This is a genomic window from Luteibacter sp. P4_D7_3 (assembly GCF_056401735.1).
The window spans coordinates 1-16,014 of the sequence record NZ_JBFUIT010000064.1; the positions used below are offsets into that span (position 1 = coordinate 1).

Below are 16,014 nucleotides of genomic sequence, written 5' to 3' on the forward strand. Positions count from 1 at the left end.
TAGCCACCTGCTCGGGCGTCGGTGGCGGCGTGGCACGCAGCTGCCGCTCCTGCTCGACCCAGCGCCGCAAAGCCGTCGGGCCAAGCCCAAGCAGCCCGCACACGGCAGGCACGGAGCGGTTCTCATCCAGTACTAAACACACCGCCCGGCGCTTGAGCGCCGGGTCGATCGGTCGATATCCCATGATTCACCTCGGTAGGGATTTTGCTCCTACATGGGTGTCCAGGAAAATTAGACCACCGCAAATCGACTCCTACCGATCGAGAGCATCGCCGGCATAGCCGGCTCCCACAGGGACACTGCAACCTCGTGGGTCGCGACGAACTTGTGGGAGCCGGCTCCGCCGGCGATGGGTGTTACCTCACGCTTTCATGGACAGCTTCGATCACGCCGGCATGGTGGCCATGTCGATGACGAAGCGATAGCGCACGTCGTTCTTCGCAAGGCGCACATAGGTCTCGTTGATCGACGCCATGTCGACGACTTCGATGTCCGAAACGATGTTGTGCTCTGCGCAGAAGTCCATCATTTCCTGGGTCTCGGCCATGCCGCCGATGGCCGAACCGGCGATCGTGCGACGCGGGAGCATCAGGCTGCCACCGACCACGCCGTCGAGGGGCGTGAGCGCGCCAACCAGCACCATGGTGCCGTCGAGCTTGAGCAGGTTGGTGTACGGGTTGATGTCGTGGGACACCGGCACCGTGTTGAGCAGGAAGTCGAAGCTGGCACCCGCCGCCTTCATTGCTTCCGCATCCGTGGACAGGAGCACAGCGTCGGCGCCGAGGCGCTTGGCGTCTTCACCCTTAGAAGCGGAGGTGGTGATCATGGTGACGTGCGCGCCCATCGCCTTGGCGAACTTCACGCCCATGTGGCCGAGACCGCCGAGGCCGATCACACCGACTTTCTGGCCCTTGCCGACCTTCCAGTGACGCAGCGGCGAGTAGGTGGTGATGCCGGCGCACAGCAGCGGCGCCGTCGCCTTGAGGTCGAGCTTCTCGGAGATCTTCACCACGAAGCGCTCTTCGGTGACGATCTCGGTGGAATAACCGCCCTGGGTCGGCGTGGTCTTGTCCTGCTCGGTGCCGTTGTAGGTGAAGCTGGTGTGGGTCAGGCAGTACTGCTCGAGGTCCTGCTTGCACGATTCACAGGTGCGGCAGGAGTCGACCATGCAGCCCACGCCGGCGAAATCGCCGACTTTGAACTTCTTCACGGCCGAACCGACGGCAACGACGCGGCCGACGATCTCGTGGCCCGGGACCATCGGGAAGGTGGAGTTGCCCCAGTCACCCTTGGCCTGGTGCAGGTCGGAGTGACAGACGCCGCTATAGAGGATCTCGATGCGGACGTCGTGCTCGCCCGGCTCGCGGCGCTGGAAGGTGAAGGGGACGAGGGGGGTCGTTGCGCTTTTGGCGGCAAATCCGCGGACGTCGATCATGGCAGTCATCCTTATCGTTGAGAGTTTGATCGGTAGTCCACAACAATACGTCCGCTGGAATGGCGCGGCCAGCGGGGATTCCGGGACGAGCCGTTGAGATATCCTTCACAATCATGCGACCCGACAACCTTTCCCACCTCGCCGCCTTCGCTTCCGTGGCGCGCCATGCCAGCTTCCGCAAGGCAGGGGCCGAATTGACCCTGTCCACGTCCGCGATCAGCTACGCGATCCGCGGGCTCGAGGAGCGGCTCGGGGTCATGCTGTTCCACCGGACCACGCGAAGCGTCTCCCTCACGGAGGCCGGGCAGCGACTCCTCGAGCGCCTGGAGCCAGCCCTTCGCGATGTCGGTGATGCGCTGGAGGAGATGAACGACTTCCGCGCCGCGCCCTCCGGCACGCTCCGGATCAATATGCCGCGGATCACCGCCCAGCTGATCCTGCCGCCGCTGTTGCCACGGTTCCTGGCGGCCTACCCGGATGTGCGCTTCGAGGCGGTGGACAACGATGGCCTGATCGACATCGTGGCCTCGGGGTTCGATGCCGGGATCCGCTTTCTCGAGCAGGTCCCCGAAGACATGATCGCGGTGCCGATCGGCGGCCCCCATCGGAGCGTCTGCGTCGCGACGCCGGGCTACCTGGCGACCCACGGCACGCCGTTGCACCCCAACGACCTGATGCGTCATGAGTGCATACGGTTCCGATTCCCCAGTGGGCGTATCTATAAGTGGGAGTTCGAGCAGGCGGGCCGCAAGCTGGACGTCGATGTGCCGGGCCGGCTGACCTTCGCGGACTTCCGGCTGTCGCTGGACCTGGCGCTGACCGGCGTGGGCCTGACCTTCGTGCTCGAAGACCAGGTCACCCAGTTCATCGAGGACGGCCGGCTGGTTCGCGTACTCGAGGACTGGTGCCCGTCGTATCCGGGTTTCATGCTGTATTACCCGCGGCAGCGCAGGGTGACCTCCGCCCTGCGCGCCTTTATCGATCTCATCCGCGATGACGGGGTGGGGTGAGGCGCTTCTGAGATGCGCTTGGTGCAAGCGCATGCAAGGGGTATCCTAGGCGTATGCTGCGGCGCACCACGCGCCGGACCCCCACGTCCCGAGTCCTCCATGTCTGCTTCCGCACCCGCCCTCGATCCGGGTACCCCGCCCGTCCGCGCGCCGCACGTTGGCCTGGTCATCCTCGCGCTCGCCGTCGGTGGTTTCGCCATCGGGACGACCGAGTTCGCCTCGATGAGCATGCTTCCCCTGTTCGCGCAGGGCCTGGGCATCGACGCACCCACCGCCGGTCACACCATCAGCGCGTATGCGCTGGGCGTCGTGGTCGGCGCGCCGGTGATGACCGTGCTCGGTGCGCGCGTACCGCGGCGCCGGTTGCTGCTGATCCTCATGACCATGTTCACCGTGTTCAACGGCCTCACCGGGCTGTCGCCGAACTACCACTGGATGCTGGTCTTCCGGTTCCTCGCCGGCTTGCCGCATGGGGCGTATTTCGGCGTGGCCGCGCTGGTCGCGTCTTCGCTGGTGCCTGCAAACCGGCGCACGCGCGCGGTAGGTCAGATGTTCCTCGGGCTCACCGTCGCGACCGTCGTCGGCGTGCCGCTGGCCAGCTGGCTGGGCCAGGCGGTCGGTTGGCGCTGGGCCTTCGCCTTGGTCGCCGTACTCGGTGTGCTGACGATGACCGCCGTCGCGATCTTCGCGCCGAACACGCCGTCCGATGCAAAGGCCAGCCCGCTGCGCGAACTCAGTGCCCTGAAGCGTTCGCAGGTCTGGTACACGCTCGCCATCGGTGCGATCGGTTTCGGCGGCATGTTCGCCGTCTATACGTACCTGGCGGACATCCTGATCAACGTGACGAAGATGCCGCTGTCCTCGGTGCCCTGGGTGATGGGTGTCTTCGGCGTTGGCATGACCATCGGCAATATGGTCGTTCCCGTCTTCGCCGACCGCGCACTCATGCGCACAGCCGGCGTCTTGCTGGTTTGGAGCATGGTGCTCCTTGCCATCTTCCCATTCACTACCGGCAACATCTGGCTGCTCAGCCTGGACGTGTTCTGCATTGGAATCGGTGGTGCCCTGGGTACGGTGCTGCAGACACGCCTGATGGACGTCGCGGGTGATGCGCAGGGCCTTGCCGCGTCGCTCAATCATTCCGCATTCAACACCGCGAACGCGCTGGGCCCATTCCTCGGTGGCCTGGCCATCGCAGGCGGCTACGGCTGGACATCGCCCGGCTGGGTCGGCAGCTTGTTGGCACTGGCGGGTCTGGGCATCTGGGCGGCATCGGTTGCCGCCGAGAAGCGGACGATCTCCGAAGCGGCCGCCGAGCCCTGCTGACCGTCACCGCACGGCGTTGGAGATTCGATGACCACCTTTCGACTTCGCATCGCGACCGCCGACCAGGCGGCGGCGCTAGCTCAGGTGATGGAGCGCACGTTCCGCGCCACCTTCGGCGAGTCCACCGCCGAAGAGCACATGGCCGAGCATTGCCGGAACAGCTACCGCGAAGCGATCCAGCGCGCGGAGATTGTCGATCCGGACATCACGACCTTGCTCTGTACCGACGGCGCGTCAATCGCCGGCTTCGCGCAAGTACGCTCCGGCGAACGTCCGGCCTGCGTTCCGGAATCTAGGGCGGTAGAGCTCCATCGTATCTACGTCGATGCGCCCTGGCATGGAAAGGGCGTCGCGGCGCTGCTCATGGATGCTGCGCTCGACGACGCTACGAAGCGTGGAGCTAATGGCGTATGGCTCGGCGTCTGGGAGAACAACCCGCGAGCCGTCCGCTTCTATGCGAAGTTCGGTTTCGTCGAAGTGGGTGAGCATATTTTCCAAGTCGGTGGCGACGCCCAGCGCGACCTGCTCATGTACCGGGCGCTGTAACCGGGAAGCTGGTCCCGAACAGGATTAGGCCGGTGACTGACCGGCAGCGCTCGGATTCCGCTATCTTCCATGCAGGCGAGACCTCAATCCGCGGGGTTCGGGATTCCGGCATGAAAGACATCTTCGCGCTCAAGCTGTACACGCGTGTCGCCAGGCTCGGCAGCTTCTCTGCTGCAGCGCGCGAGTGCGGGCTGTCGCAGTCGCAGGCCTCGCGGATCATCGCAGACCTTGAATCGGACCTCGGGGTACGTCTGCTTTCAAGGACGACGCGTGCCGTGGTCCCGACGGAGACCGGTTCGGAATTTCTCGCGCGCATGGAGCCGATCCTGCTCGCGCTCGACGACGCCGAGCACAGTGTGCGCGACGGCGGTGACCTTCGCGGCCTCATACGCATGAGCATGTCACTGAGCATCGCCATACGCGAGATCATTCCGCGCCTTGCATCGTTTTCGACCAGGTACCCCAACGTGGAACTCCAGCTCCTGCTCGAGGACCGTCGTCAGGATCTCGTGCGCGATGCCGTGGATGTCGCGATCCGCGTCGGGTCGAAGCCAGACGCGAGCGGCACGATCAAGCAGCTGGCCGTGATTCCGAGGGTGATCATCGCGTCGCCTGCGTACCTCGCGACAGCGGGAACGCCCACCTCTCCCGACGACCTCGTCAGCCATCGCATTGTTTCCGGACCCGCGTCGATGGTGCCCAGGGGTTGGCGGTTCGAGCGCGACGATGACGTCAGGACGATTGAGCTCGGCTCGCACTTCAGCACCAACGAGAGCGAAGGCGCGGTCGCCGCCGTTGTTTCCGGCATGGGCATTACGTCGACGACAGGTTGGGCATGTCGGCGCGAGCTCGCCGATGGCTCACTGGTTCAGATACTCACCGACTGGCGCACCGAGGAAATACCCGTCTTTGCGTACTTTCCGCTCGGACGAGCGACACGCGCCGCCGCGCGCGCCGTCGTCGATCATCTCATCGCGGAGTTAGCCATCGATGCCGGTCTTGGCCGCCTGCCCTACTGACGGGCGGCCTTCCGTTATCAACCGCCGCCGAAGATGCTCGATACCTGCGTATTGAAGCCGTCGACGAGCCCGTGCTCCGCGGGGCCCGCGTTGTTGCGAAGGGGGCGTGCGCCTTCAACGAGGATCTCGTCTGCGTCCGTCTCCAGCACGGCCATGGTCTGGGCAATGAACTCATCGAGCGGCATGGCTAGCTCAGCTTCCTGACTATTCATCAGTTCCGTGCGAACCCACGGCGGAGCGATCTCGAGCACTTTGACGCCGTCTTCGCGGAGCAGGAAGCGCTGCGAAAGAACGTACGAGTGCAGCGCGGCCTTGGTGGCGGAATAGACGGCCGTGAAGGCGAGTGGCACGAAGGCAAGCACCGAGCTGTTGTAGATCACCGTCGCATCGGGCTTTTTCTTGAGATGGTCGATGAGGGCCGAAGTCAGGCGCAGCGGGCCCATCAGGTTGGTGGTAATCGTCGACACCATCTGCGCATCGTCCAGGCGACCGACCGCACGGTCGAGTTCCATGATGCCCGCGTTGTTGATCAGCACGTTGAGTGTCGGGAATTCCGCAATAAGCTGTTTTGCGACCCGCTCGATGTCGGCGACATCAGAGACATCGAGCTGTACGGCGCTCATGCCCGGGTTCGCCGCGACGACGGTATCGAGATGGCCGCGACGACGTCCGCCGATGATGACCTTGTTGCCCTTGGCGTGAAGAGCTTCGGCGAGACCGCGACCGATGCCCGAACCGCCGCCCGTGATGAAGATGGTATTGCCGCTGATTTTCATGGTGTGTCCTCGGTGAGTTAGCCGCCGCCCCGTTAGTCGGGGCCAGCGGCGCATTTCGTTGAAGACAAGTTAGCGATGACCAGGCAGCCGCAGTAGCCATTCATTTCCGCTTTGACTTATGTGCGACCCACATCAATCGTGTCGGCCCCGCTTCCTGTGGGGCCGCTTCCTGTGGGGCCGCTCCCTGTGGGAGCCGCTTCAGCGGCGATGCTCTCAGCCGCCCCTAGCAATCTCCTCAGAGCTTGGAGCCACCATCCACGTGCAGCGTTTCACCCGTCACCCAGCGCGACGCAGCAGACGCAAGGAAGGTAATCACGTCGGCGATATCGTCGGCGGTGGCCATGCGCTTCAGCGCCTGGATGCTCAGCGTGAAGTCACGACCTTCGTCGCTCTTGGCGAAGCTCGACATATCGGTGGGAACCACGCCCGGTGCAACGGCGTTGACGCGAATGCCGCGCTCGCCCAGTGCCGACGCAAAGTGCTTTACAAGCGTGTCGATGGCGCCCTTGGTCGCGGAGTAAGCCGACAACGTGCCGACAGCGGACTTGGCGGCGAGCGATGAAAGCAGCACGACACTGCTGTCCTTGCACATCACCGGAAGGAGCTGCTGCACGAGGAAGTAGGGGCGCGAACGTTCACGGCGAAGAGGTCGTCGAAGTTTTCGACGGTGGTGTCCTCGATTGTCGCGGAGACAGCGATGCCTGCATTGGCGACCAGGACGTCGAGTCGGCCACCGATGATCTCTCGGACCTTGGCGGCGAGTTCGTGCGGCCCCTGCGCGGCACGGAGGTCCGCACCGACTTTCTCTGCCTTGCCGCCGGCCTGGCGAATTTCGTCGACGACGGCCTGGGCCTCCTGTTCGCCGCGGCTGAAGTGCACGAGCACCTGTGCACCTGCCTTGGCGAGGGCCAGGGCGCTGGCCTTGCCGATACCACGCGAAGCACCGGTCACCAGGGCGGTCTTGCCGGTGAGATCGAAGATTTGGTTGCTCATGACGTATTCCTCAAAGTTATGGCTATTGAATGGATCAGGCTTGCCGGCGGGAGCGACGAAGGGGTCTACCGGCGGCTTGGTGGACAATCTAGGCCGCTCTGGCGCGTCTGAAAAAGACTTTGTAAGCTGGTAGGCATACCTTCGAGGCATGGGCTCATGGAACTGCGGCACCTGCGGTACCTGATCGCCGTGGCTGAAACGGGCAGCCTCACCGAGGCCGCCGAGAAGCGGCTGCATACATCGCAACCCTCGCTCAGCCGGCAGATACGCGACCTCGAGGATCAGGTCGGCGTCGCGTTGCTCACGCGTAGCGCGCGAGGTGTCGTCCTCACCGAGGCAGGAAGGGCATTCATCGATCACGCGCGCCTGGCGTTGAGCCAGGTGGATGCCGCCGTCGAAGCTGCGCGTCGAGCAGCGTTACCTTCGAAGCGGCGGTTCGCGCTCGGCTTCCTCACCGGCCTCGAGATGAAGTGGCTGCCTCGTGCGATGCAGTTGCTACATCAGGACATGTCGACCGTCGATGTCACGGTGTCGAGTGACTACTCGCCGGATCTTGCCGATGCCGTCGCACGCGGACGACTCGATCTCGCCTTCATGCGAGCCGAGCCGGATTACGATCTCGAGTATCGCGTTATCGGTCAGGAGGAGTTGGTGATGCTCATGCCGAGCGATCACAGGCTGACGAAGCGGAAGATGGTCGAGCCGAAGGACATGATCGGCGAGCCGTATGTCGCGATGGCGAACAAGGCGAAGGTGCTTCGCGGGGTTATCGATCATTACCTCGAACGATCGGGTGTTGCGATTGAACCGACGCAAGGTGTCGACAATCCTGCCATGGTGATGTCACTCGTGGCATCGACGCGCGGGCTCGCATTGATCCCCGCGTACATCCAGGACCTTATGCCTTGGTCGGTGACCAGTCGGCCGCTGAAGAATCCGCCGATGCTGGATCTCGTCGTGGGGTATAGCAGGAGCAATACGTCGCCGATCCTTGAGGAATTCCTTTCTCGTTTGCGAGAGATCCCCCCAGAGGCAACCGTCGTTCACGCGTAGCTACTTACGTCGTTCACTGCTCGCGGCCAACCGACAGAAGAAGCATGCCGAACGGACCGACCGATTGATCGATACGTGCGATATCGCCGGAGACCGGTTGAGCGAAGGGCCAGCCGCATTTGTTTACACGGCGCTGAATAGCTGGGTCGAAGAACGAATATCTCATCGGACAACGGCCCGATGTTCGGACCACGTGAATCGGCGCGGTGATCGGCGCGTCAGCTCGCGAGGTCACAAGGACGAAGAGGGACGCTAAGCCGTACACGCAAAGCCAGCACATAAACGCGAGATATCCGCTCAGCATCGTGATGCGGAAGGGAACGACCCAGGGCTTCAATCTCTTGAGCTCGCTTTTGTCCGGAATCATGAAATTTCTGCATCCGGGGGATCTAGATCGGGATCAACAGAGTACCCAGGACGCAGAGATATATCGTCAGGATCCTCGATCTTGTCCATTTTGATTCGTGCGTCTCCCCGGGCGCGGTTTCGAGCTTGGATGACACGACTCAGTACCTTCCTTGCGTTTAGACGGAACTCGTTACTTCCCGATACAAAACGAACTAAAGATCGCCCCAAGAAGATCATCCGATGAATACGTTCCGGTGATCTCACCCAGTGCTTGCTGCGCCTGACGAAGTTCTTCCGCAGCAAGCTCTCCAGCATGCGATCCATGCAGCGCATCCGCGGTGCGCGACAGATGGTCACGAACCCATTCGAGCGCCACGACATGACGACGTCGCGCGCTGAAGGCACCGTCACCCGCGCCAGCCGTCGCGAGGTCTCTCAACATTGATCGCAGTGCGTCAAGGCCATCGCCGGTCAACGCAGACAGCCACAGCGCGTCGTAGCCTTCGTGGGATTCCCGATGTGCCGATGCTTGGGCCAGATCGATCTTATTGACTATGACTAAGCGTGACGCATGCGTCGGTGTGCCTTCAAAGAACGCGAGATCCAAGGCGGCGTGCTCGGCGTCAGTGACGAGGAGAGCAACATCGCATCGCTCAAGCTGTGCACGTGCGCGTCGGATCCCTTCCCGTTCGACGACATCCACCGAGTCGCGCAGGCCTGCGGTGTCGGCCAGCTCGAGCGTAACGCCATCGATACTGATGGACTCACGGAGCACATCACGCGTCGTACCAGCGATGTCGGTAACGATGGCGCGTTCCTGTCCCGCGAGAGCATTCATCAGACTCGACTTGCCCGCGTTCGGCCGACCGACGATAGCTACCGTGATGCCGTCATTAAGTCGAACGCCACGGCGCGTCTCCACGAGCAGCGCATCGAGATTCGCACGCAATGACGTGAGCTGTTCGCCGATAACGGGATCGGCAAGAAAGTCGATTTCCTCTTCAGGAAAATCAATCGCCGCTTCGATATGCACGCGAAGCGCAATCATCTCCGCAAGCAAGGCGTCGACACGTGCAGAGAACACGCCTTCCATCGAACGTAAGGCAGCGCGCGCGCCTGCCTCCGATGTCGCCGCTACGACATCGGCCACAGCTTCCGCCTGCGCGAGGTCGAGCTTCCCATTGAGGAACGCGCGTTCGGTGAATTCACCCGGTCGCGCCAGACGTGCGCCGAGTTCGATGCAACGACGAAGCAGGGCGTCGAGAAGCACCGCACTGCCATGCCCCTGCAACTCGAGCACATGCTCACCGGTGTACGAGGCGGGCCCCGGAAAGTGCAGCAGAATCCCGCGATCGATCAGCTCGCGATGGCCGTCGCGAAACGCAGCGAAGTGCGCGTGCCGCGGTACAGGGTCGCGACCGAGGAATGCCTTGGCGATGGCAGGAACCAACGGCCCCGAAACGCGAACGGCGCCGACCCCAGCCGCGCCGGCGCCGGTAGCGATGGCCGCGATGGTGTCGTCGCCGTGATTCATTGCCGTACCTTCAATAGCGAAGCGGCGCGTCTTTCGACGCGCCGCTCAGGGGTTATGCGGTCTTGGCCTTGATCTCGGCCCGGTCGACGCTGCGGTTGATGTACCACTGCTGGAGCAGGCTGGTCGCACCGTTGATCGTCCAGTAGAGCACGAGGCCCGAGGGGAAGAAGGCGAAGAAGACACCGAAGATCAGCGGCATGACCTTCATCATCTTGGCCTGGGCCGGATCCATGCCCGCCGTCGGCATCATGCGCTGCGTGAGCAGGGTAACGATGAAGTACAGCACGGGCAGTACGTAAAAGGGATCCGGCGCGGAAAGGTCGTGGATCCAACCGAAGAACGGCGCATGGCGCAGTTCGATGGATTCCGACAACACGCGGAGCAGGCCGATGAAGATCGGGAAGGTGATCAGGATGGGCAGGCAGCCTGCCATCGGATTCACCTTCTCCTTCTTGTACAGCTCCATCATCGCCTGCTGCATCTTCACGCGGTCGTCGCCGTAACGCTCCTTGAGCGCGGCGACGCGCGGCTGCAGCTTGCGCATGCGTGCTCCCGAACGGAACTGCGCATCGGTGAGCTTGTAAAGCGCAGCCTTGATCAGCAACACGAGCAGGATGATCGCCACGCCCCAGTTGYCACTGATCGCATGAAGCTGCGAGAGCAGCCAGTGCAGCGGCTGGGCAATGATGGTGAACCAGCCATAGTTGCTGGTCAGTTCCAGGCCCGGCGCGATGACGTCGAGCGTGCCCTGCAGCTTCGGGCCGATATACAGGCGCGCAACGCTGTCGGCGGATTGACCCGGAGCGACCTGGATCGCCGGACCGAAGGCGCGCACGAGATAACGCGGCGTCGCGGAGTTCGGATCGACGATATTGCTGGTGTAGGTCACGGCCTCGTTGGCCGGCGGAATCCAGGCCACGAAGAAGTAATGCTGCAGCATGCTGACCCAGCCACCGGTGATCTGGTGGTTGAGCGGCTTCTTGGTGAAGTCGGCGAAGGGCAGCGGCTCGAACTTGCTTTCCGGGCTATACCAGGCGGCACCGAAGAAGCTGTGCTGCGCCGGATCGGTATAAGCCTTGAACCAGTTCACCTTCTCAGCCGGTACGCGCTGCAGCTGATGGTAGGCATTGCCGTTCCACATCGCCGCCGAGCCGTTCTCGATGTGCTGGTCGAGGTCGACCACGTAGTCGGTACGCTTCAAGGTATAGCGCTTGACCACCTTCACGCCGGACGGGTCCGTCCAGGTCAGCTCGGCGCTGACCGTCTTCTGGCCATCGGCAAGGATGTTCTCGGTCTTCTCGGCGTGGAACAGCGCGCGATGGTCCGGCGCGGCACCGGTGCTGCTGACCAGACCGTCCTGGGCGGCGAAGAAGTGCGCGCCTTCGTCGTCGAGGAGGCGGACCGGCGGGGAGGTCGGGTTCTTCTTGGTTTCCGGCTCGGTCGGATAAGCGAGCAGTTCCGATCGAACGATGCTGCCACCGCGGGTATCGATGGTCAGGCGGAGCAGATCGTTAGAGAGCGTGACCAACTCGGCCTTGCCTTCCACCGGTGCGCCGGATTCGTTCGGCACGCCGGCGGGGTTCGTCGCGCCGGGTACGGCGGCATCGGCACCGGCCTGTCCGGCCGTGGTCTGGCCCGTCGGAGCGGGGGGAGCCGGCGGGTGGACGTAGTCCTTCTCCCACTCGGTCCACAAGAGATACGCCACGAACATGAGCGCGAAGAAGAGGAGCGTGCGCGTTTGATTCATTGCAGGGCCAGATCCGGATGACGTCTCAGCCAGCTGGCCGGGAGAGACGGGGACGACGGTGAGAAGAAGGTCAACGCGCGATTGTGCCGTCGGCGCCTTCGCGCTTCAACGGCCGGACCTTGCGCAGGAGCATGTCGAGCTCGGCCAACAGGGCTTCGCCGGTCTCTTTGACCGCGCTGTCGCGCGCCATGACCAGGATGTCGACGTGGGGTAGGGCGATGCGCGCGCGGCGAAACGCCTCACGTGCCAGGCGCTTGATCCGGTTACGGTCGACCGCGCGCTTGGAACAGCGCTTGGAGATGGCGAGGCCTAGCCTTGCCGTGTCGACATCGTTGTTTCCGAAGCGCAAAAGAAAACAGCGGCCGCCAAGGCGTCCGCTGACTGTTCGCAAGGCTGCGAAGTCGGCGGCGCGGCGGAGCCGCGCTTCGCGCGGCATGGCTGCGGCTCGCACGACAGACGAACCGATTACGGGATCAGGCGCTTGCGACCCTTCGCGCGGCGGGCATTGATGATCTTGCGACCATCGGCCGTCGCCATGCGGGCGCGGAAGCCGTGGGTGCGGGCGCGCTTGAGCTTGCTGGGCTGGAAAGTCCGCTTCATGACTCTTAATCCGGGTGAAGAATGAATATGGCCGGAAAGTATGGCCGACATTCCGCTGAAGTGTCAACCGCTTGGCCGCGCAAGAACTGCGGCGGTCCGGCCAGGCGAACCCCGAGGCAGGGGCGGAACGCTGGTAGACTTCGTCGTCCACCCCGCGCGCAAGCGCCCTTTCTGTGGCAAGAATACCCGATGAGTGATCTTTGGAGGCGCTGTCTCGAGCGTCTTGAAGGCGAATTGAGCGCCGAGGACGTCCAGACCTGGTTAATGCCGTTGCAGGCCAGGGAAGACGCCAGCGGGCTGCATCTTTACGCCCCGAATCCGTACTCGCTGGACACTGTCCGCGATGAATACCTGAAACAGATCCAGACGATCGCCGAACACCTCCTCGGGCACCCGGTGCCCGTGCGCTTGGAAGTGGGCTCGTCCGGCGGACGACCGGCTCCCCAGCGTCCCGTGGCGTCGTCGCCGGCGGCCGCACCGGCACGGCCTGCCCGCGAGGCGGCGCCGGAAGCGCCCCACGTGCACAACCTGGATCCGCATTACACGTTCGATACGTTCGTGGAAGGCAAGTCGAACCAGCTAGGCAAAGCGGCGGCCATGCAGGTGGCCATGAATCCTGGTCGCGCCTACAACCCGCTGCTGCTCTATGGCGGTACGGGTCTGGGTAAGACACATCTCATGCATGCGGCCGGCAACCTTCTCATGCAGAACAATCCGGACGCCAAGGTGCTTTACCTGCGCTCGGAGCAGTTCGTCAGTGGCATGGTGAAAGCGCTGCAGCAGAAGAACATRGACGAGTTCAAGCGTCGCTTCCGTACCGTGGATGCGCTGCTGATCGACGATATCCAGTTCTTCGCCGGCAAGGACACGACGCAAGAAGAGTTCTTCCACACCTTCAACGCCCTGTTCGAAGCGAAGCAGCAGATCATTCTTACCTGCGACCGCTATCCGAAGGAACTGGACAAGCTGGAGCCGCGGCTGAAGTCGCGCCTGGGCTGGGGCCTGTCGGTGGCGATCGAGCCGCCTGACTTCGAAACGCGCGCTGCCATTCTTCTGTCCAAGGCGGCCGACAAGGGCATGGAAGTGTCGGAGGACGTTGCGATGCTGCTGGCCAAGCGCATCCGCTCCAACGTGCGCGACCTCGAGGGCGCCCTCAACACGCTGGCGGCTCGCGCCAACTTCTACCGTAAGCCGATTACGACGGATTTCGCAGAGGAGACCCTGCGCGATCTGCTGAACACGCATGCCCAGGCCGTGACCGTGCCCAACATCCAGAAGATGGTGGCCGACTACTACCAGGTGCGTCTGTCCGACCTGCTCTCCAAACGCCGTGTGCGCTCCCTGGCGCGTCCCCGGCAGGTAGCCATGGCGCTTTCCAAGGAACTGACCGACCACAGCCTTCCGGAGATCGGTGAAGCCTTTGGTGGTCGCGACCACACGACGGTTCTCCATGCCTGCCGCACCATCCGCGGTTTCTGCGAAAAGGACGTTCGTATGCGTCAGGATTGGGAACAGCTCATCCGCATATTGACGGGCTGAGAACCTGTGGATAATAGGTGGATGGACAGAGGATGGTTTTGACCCTCGAAGTTATCCACAAGCTACACACATGGCACCGCCTCTTAGGCCCAGTCGATATCAACCGATAAGCATCTGAAATATATTAGAAATTCAGGCTTCTCCAGATATCCACCGGCCCTACTACAACCACTATAAAATCTTAAAACTTAAAAGCAGGAGAAGGGGCGCATGCAATTCAGCATCCAGAGGGAAGTTCTGCTCAAACCTCTGCAGCAAGTCGTAGGCGTCGTAGAACGTCGTCAGACCCTGCCTGTACTGGCCAACCTTCTGGTTCGCGCCTCCGGTAGCGAGGTCTCGTTTACCGGTACCGACCTCGAAGTCGAGATGGTCGCCACCACAGCCGCTGACGCGGTCCAGGAAGGCGAGATCACGATTCCGGCCCGCAAGCTTTTCGATATCGTTCGCGCACTGCCTGACGGTGCGAAGATCGATATCAAGCTCAACGGCGAACGCATCGCGCTCAATGCCGGCCGCAGCCGTTTCACGCTGGCTACGCTGCCTGCGACGGAATTTCCGACCGTCGATGAAATCGAACTGGTCGAGCGCGTCTCGTTGCCGGAAGAAGTTCTTCGCGACCTGATGGACCGCACCGCCTTCGCGATGGCGAACCAGGACGTCCGTTATTACCTCAACGGCATGCTGCTGGATCTCCAGGAGCACACGCTGCGCTGCGTCGCCACCGACGGACACCGCCTGGCGCTGAAGGAGACCAAGCTGGAAAGCTCCGTTTCCGCTCGCCGCCAGATCATCATTCCCCGCAAGGGCGTGAATGAGCTGGTGGGCCTGCTCGAGTCCGGTGAAGGCATGGTCGAGCTCGAGTTCGGTCGCAACCATCTGCGCGTCCGTCGCGGTGGTGTCACGTTCACCTCGAAGCTCATCGACGGCCGGTTCCCGGATTACGAGGCAGTCATTCCGCTCGGTGCCGACAAAACGGCCACGATCGAGCGTGATGTGCTGAAGAGCGCGCTGCAGCGCGCCGCCATCCTGTCGAACGAGAAGTATCGCGGCGTAAAGCTCGAGCTGACCCCCGGCCGTATCAAGATCATTGCTCACAACCCTGAGCAGGAAGAGGCCCAGGAGGAAGTCGAAGCGGAAACCGTGGTCGACGATCTCGCCGTGGGCTTCAACGTGGGCTATCTGCTCGACGCGTTGAGCGCACTTCGTGGCGACAAGGTCCGTATCAACCTTCGTGACGCCCAGTCCAGCTGCCTGCTCCAGGAAGAGGGCAACGAAGAAGCACGCCATGTGGTGATGCCGCTTCGCCTCTGACGGCAAGGCAAGCTAGAGTTCGGCCCACGACGCCGGGGATGTCTTCGACACCCCGGCGTCGTTCGTTTTGGACGGGAACGTATTTGGCATGAAGTTCGAGTCGCTGAGAATCGCCGGTCTGCGTTGCCTCGAAGGGGTGACACTGTCACCGGCTGCGGGGATCAACGTGTTCATCGGGGCCAACGGCGCCGGAAAGACCAGTGTTCTGGAAGCGGCCTATCTGCTTTCGCATGGCCGCTCCTTCCGGGCAGGGTCTCGCGACGTACTGTTGAAGCGGGGTGCTACGGCGCTTTCCGTTTTCGCGGAAGTGCATTCGGACGACGGTAGGATCCGGCGCCTCGGGCTAGGGCGGGAGAGTGGACGTTGGGTTGCCCGGGTCGACGGTGATACGGCGGCTTCGCTGGGCTCCCTGGTTCAGGAGTGCGCCGTGGTGTGTTTTGAACCGGGCTCGCACGACTTGATTGCCGGGGCGTCCGACGAGCGTCGGCGCTACCTGGATTGGGGTCTGTTCCACGTGGAACATTCTTTCGTCGGCCAGTGGCGCCGATACCAGCGTGCGCTCAAGCAGCGCAATGCGCTCCTGCGAAACGGCGGCACCGTAGAGGCCAGTCTCATCGAACCTTGGGAATCGGAGCTAGCGGGAGCAGGGGAGGCCATCACCCTGYTTCGGCGTGACTACATCGCCAGGCTTCTCCCACACATCCAGAGCTTCATGGAAAACGTGCTGCCCGAGCTCGGCGAATTCAGCCTCCGCTACAAGCCAGGCTGGGACGAGGC

At 62.9% G+C, this 16,014-nt stretch carries 16 protein-coding genes and 1 pseudogene; 8 read left to right on the forward strand and 9 right to left on the reverse strand.

The features are described from left to right. Both AC1DSN_RS08505 and AC1DSN_RS08510 read right to left on the reverse strand, forming a co-directional pair. Window positions 1-184 (reverse strand): transposase (locus AC1DSN_RS08505; RefSeq protein WP_477294740.1); only part of this gene is annotated, 184 nt, incomplete at its 3' end. A 201-nt stretch (window positions 185-385) separates the two neighbouring features. Beyond that, entirely contained in the window at window positions 386-1,435 is a 1,050-nt protein-coding gene (locus AC1DSN_RS08510; RefSeq protein WP_063571952.1) for an NAD(P)-dependent alcohol dehydrogenase, read from the reverse strand. 113 nt (window positions 1,436-1,548) lie between these two features. Between AC1DSN_RS08510 and AC1DSN_RS08515 the strand changes: the two genes are divergently transcribed. The 4 genes from AC1DSN_RS08515 to AC1DSN_RS08530 all read left to right on the forward strand — a co-directional run bounded on the left by AC1DSN_RS08515 (window position 1,549) and on the right by AC1DSN_RS08530 (window position 5,336). Next, entirely contained in the window at window positions 1,549-2,445 is an 897-nt protein-coding gene (locus AC1DSN_RS08515) for a LysR family transcriptional regulator (protein WP_477294738.1), read from the forward strand. 99 nt (window positions 2,446-2,544) lie between these two features. Beyond that, the gene (locus AC1DSN_RS08520; RefSeq protein WP_477294736.1) at window positions 2,545-3,771 is read left to right on the forward strand and encodes an MFS transporter; all 1,227 of its coding nucleotides are present in this window, start codon (window positions 2,545-2,547) and stop codon (window positions 3,769-3,771) included. Window positions 3,772-3,798: 27 nt separating this feature from the next. After that, window positions 3,799-4,317, forward strand: a complete 519-nt coding sequence (locus AC1DSN_RS08525) for a GNAT family N-acetyltransferase (protein ID WP_477294734.1) — start codon at window positions 3,799-3,801, stop codon at window positions 4,315-4,317. A gap of 110 nt (window positions 4,318-4,427) precedes the next feature. Further along, a complete protein-coding gene (locus tag AC1DSN_RS08530) occupies window positions 4,428-5,336 on the forward strand; it encodes a LysR family transcriptional regulator (protein WP_477294732.1) in 909 nt (302 codons plus the stop codon). Between the two features lie 17 nt (window positions 5,337-5,353). Here the strand turns inward: AC1DSN_RS08530 and AC1DSN_RS08535 are convergent, their stop codons facing one another. Next, the gene (locus AC1DSN_RS08535) at window positions 5,354-6,112 is read right to left on the reverse strand and encodes an SDR family oxidoreductase (protein ID WP_063571923.1); all 759 of its coding nucleotides are present in this window, start codon (window positions 6,110-6,112) and stop codon (window positions 5,354-5,356) included. 235 nt (window positions 6,113-6,347) lie between these two features. After that, window positions 6,348-7,342: pseudogene (locus AC1DSN_RS08540) on the reverse strand (SDR family NAD(P)-dependent oxidoreductase). Here AC1DSN_RS08540 and AC1DSN_RS08545 point away from each other — a divergent pair. Then, window positions 7,262-8,158: a LysR family transcriptional regulator gene (locus AC1DSN_RS08545; RefSeq protein ID WP_063571925.1), complete on the forward strand. Its 897-nt coding sequence runs from the start codon at window positions 7,262-7,264 to the stop codon at window positions 8,156-8,158. The pseudogene AC1DSN_RS08540 and the gene AC1DSN_RS08545 sit on opposite strands and share 81 nt — an antisense overlap. A gap of 13 nt (window positions 8,159-8,171) precedes the next feature. Here AC1DSN_RS08545 and AC1DSN_RS08550 read toward each other — a convergent pair whose 3' ends face one another. The 5 genes from AC1DSN_RS08550 to rpmH form a co-directional block, all read right to left on the reverse strand. Next, complete coding sequence (locus AC1DSN_RS08550; protein WP_477294729.1) at window positions 8,172-8,525, reverse strand: hypothetical protein; 354 nt, start codon at window positions 8,523-8,525, stop codon at window positions 8,172-8,174. A 171-nt stretch (window positions 8,526-8,696) separates the two neighbouring features. Then, window positions 8,697-10,040: a tRNA uridine-5-carboxymethylaminomethyl(34) synthesis GTPase MnmE gene (gene mnmE / locus AC1DSN_RS08555; protein WP_477294727.1), complete on the reverse strand. Its 1,344-nt coding sequence runs from the start codon at window positions 10,038-10,040 to the stop codon at window positions 8,697-8,699. Window positions 10,041-10,092: 52 nt separating this feature from the next. Further along, entirely contained in the window at window positions 10,093-11,787 is a 1,695-nt protein-coding gene (gene yidC, locus AC1DSN_RS08560) for a membrane protein insertase YidC (RefSeq protein ID WP_477330303.1), read from the reverse strand. Between the two features lie 70 nt (window positions 11,788-11,857). Beyond that, the gene (gene rnpA, locus AC1DSN_RS08565; protein ID WP_063571929.1) at window positions 11,858-12,223 is read right to left on the reverse strand and encodes a ribonuclease P protein component; all 366 of its coding nucleotides are present in this window, start codon (window positions 12,221-12,223) and stop codon (window positions 11,858-11,860) included. A gap of 29 nt (window positions 12,224-12,252) precedes the next feature. After that, window positions 12,253-12,387 (reverse strand): 50S ribosomal protein L34, encoded by a 135-nt coding sequence (gene rpmH / locus AC1DSN_RS08570; protein ID WP_007082494.1) that lies wholly within the window; start codon window positions 12,385-12,387, stop codon window positions 12,253-12,255. 189 nt (window positions 12,388-12,576) lie between these two features. Here rpmH and dnaA point away from each other — a divergent pair, with 189 nt between their 5' ends. The 3 genes from dnaA to recF all read left to right on the forward strand — a co-directional run. Then, on the forward strand, window positions 12,577-13,926 hold the full coding sequence (gene dnaA / locus AC1DSN_RS08575) for a chromosomal replication initiator protein DnaA (protein WP_477330305.1): 1,350 nt from the start codon (window positions 12,577-12,579) through the stop codon (window positions 13,924-13,926). 210 nt (window positions 13,927-14,136) lie between these two features. After that, window positions 14,137-15,237 (forward strand): DNA polymerase III subunit beta, encoded by a 1,101-nt coding sequence (gene dnaN, locus AC1DSN_RS08580; RefSeq protein WP_213949078.1) that lies wholly within the window; start codon window positions 14,137-14,139, stop codon window positions 15,235-15,237. An 88-nt stretch (window positions 15,238-15,325) separates the two neighbouring features. Beyond that, on the forward strand, window positions 15,326-16,014 hold a 689-nt coding region (recF, locus tag AC1DSN_RS08585; RefSeq protein ID WP_477330307.1), incomplete at its 3' end, for a DNA replication/repair protein RecF.

Bases quoted from the DNA above. Each gene is read 5' to 3' on its own strand.
- AC1DSN_RS08510 (WP_063571952.1), bottom strand. From the start codon at position 1,435: ATGATCGACGTCCGCGGATTTGCCGCCAAAAGCGCAACGACCCCCCTC.
- AC1DSN_RS08515 (WP_477294738.1), top strand. From the start codon at position 1,549: ATGCGACCCGACAACCTTTCCCACCTCGCCGCCTTCGCTTCCGTGGCG.
- AC1DSN_RS08520 (WP_477294736.1), top strand. From the start codon at position 2,545: ATGTCTGCTTCCGCACCCGCCCTCGATCCGGGTACCCCGCCCGTCCGC.
- AC1DSN_RS08525 (WP_477294734.1), top strand. From the start codon at position 3,799: ATGACCACCTTTCGACTTCGCATCGCGACCGCCGACCAGGCGGCGGCG.
- AC1DSN_RS08530 (WP_477294732.1), top strand. From the start codon at position 4,428: ATGAAAGACATCTTCGCGCTCAAGCTGTACACGCGTGTCGCCAGGCTC.
- AC1DSN_RS08535 (WP_063571923.1), bottom strand. From the start codon at position 6,112: ATGAAAATCAGCGGCAATACCATCTTCATCACGGGCGGCGGTTCGGGC.
- AC1DSN_RS08545 (WP_063571925.1), top strand. From the start codon at position 7,262: ATGGAACTGCGGCACCTGCGGTACCTGATCGCCGTGGCTGAAACGGGC.
- AC1DSN_RS08550 (WP_477294729.1), bottom strand. From the start codon at position 8,525: ATGATTCCGGACAAAAGCGAGCTCAAGAGATTGAAGCCCTGGGTCGTT.
- mnmE (WP_477294727.1), bottom strand. From the start codon at position 10,040: ATGAATCACGGCGACGACACCATCGCGGCCATCGCTACCGGCGCCGGC.
- rnpA (WP_063571929.1), bottom strand. From the start codon at position 12,223: ATGCCGCGCGAAGCGCGGCTCCGCCGCGCCGCCGACTTCGCAGCCTTG.
- rpmH (WP_007082494.1), bottom strand. From the start codon at position 12,387: ATGAAGCGGACTTTCCAGCCCAGCAAGCTCAAGCGCGCCCGCACCCAC.
- dnaN (WP_213949078.1), top strand. From the start codon at position 14,137: ATGCAATTCAGCATCCAGAGGGAAGTTCTGCTCAAACCTCTGCAGCAA.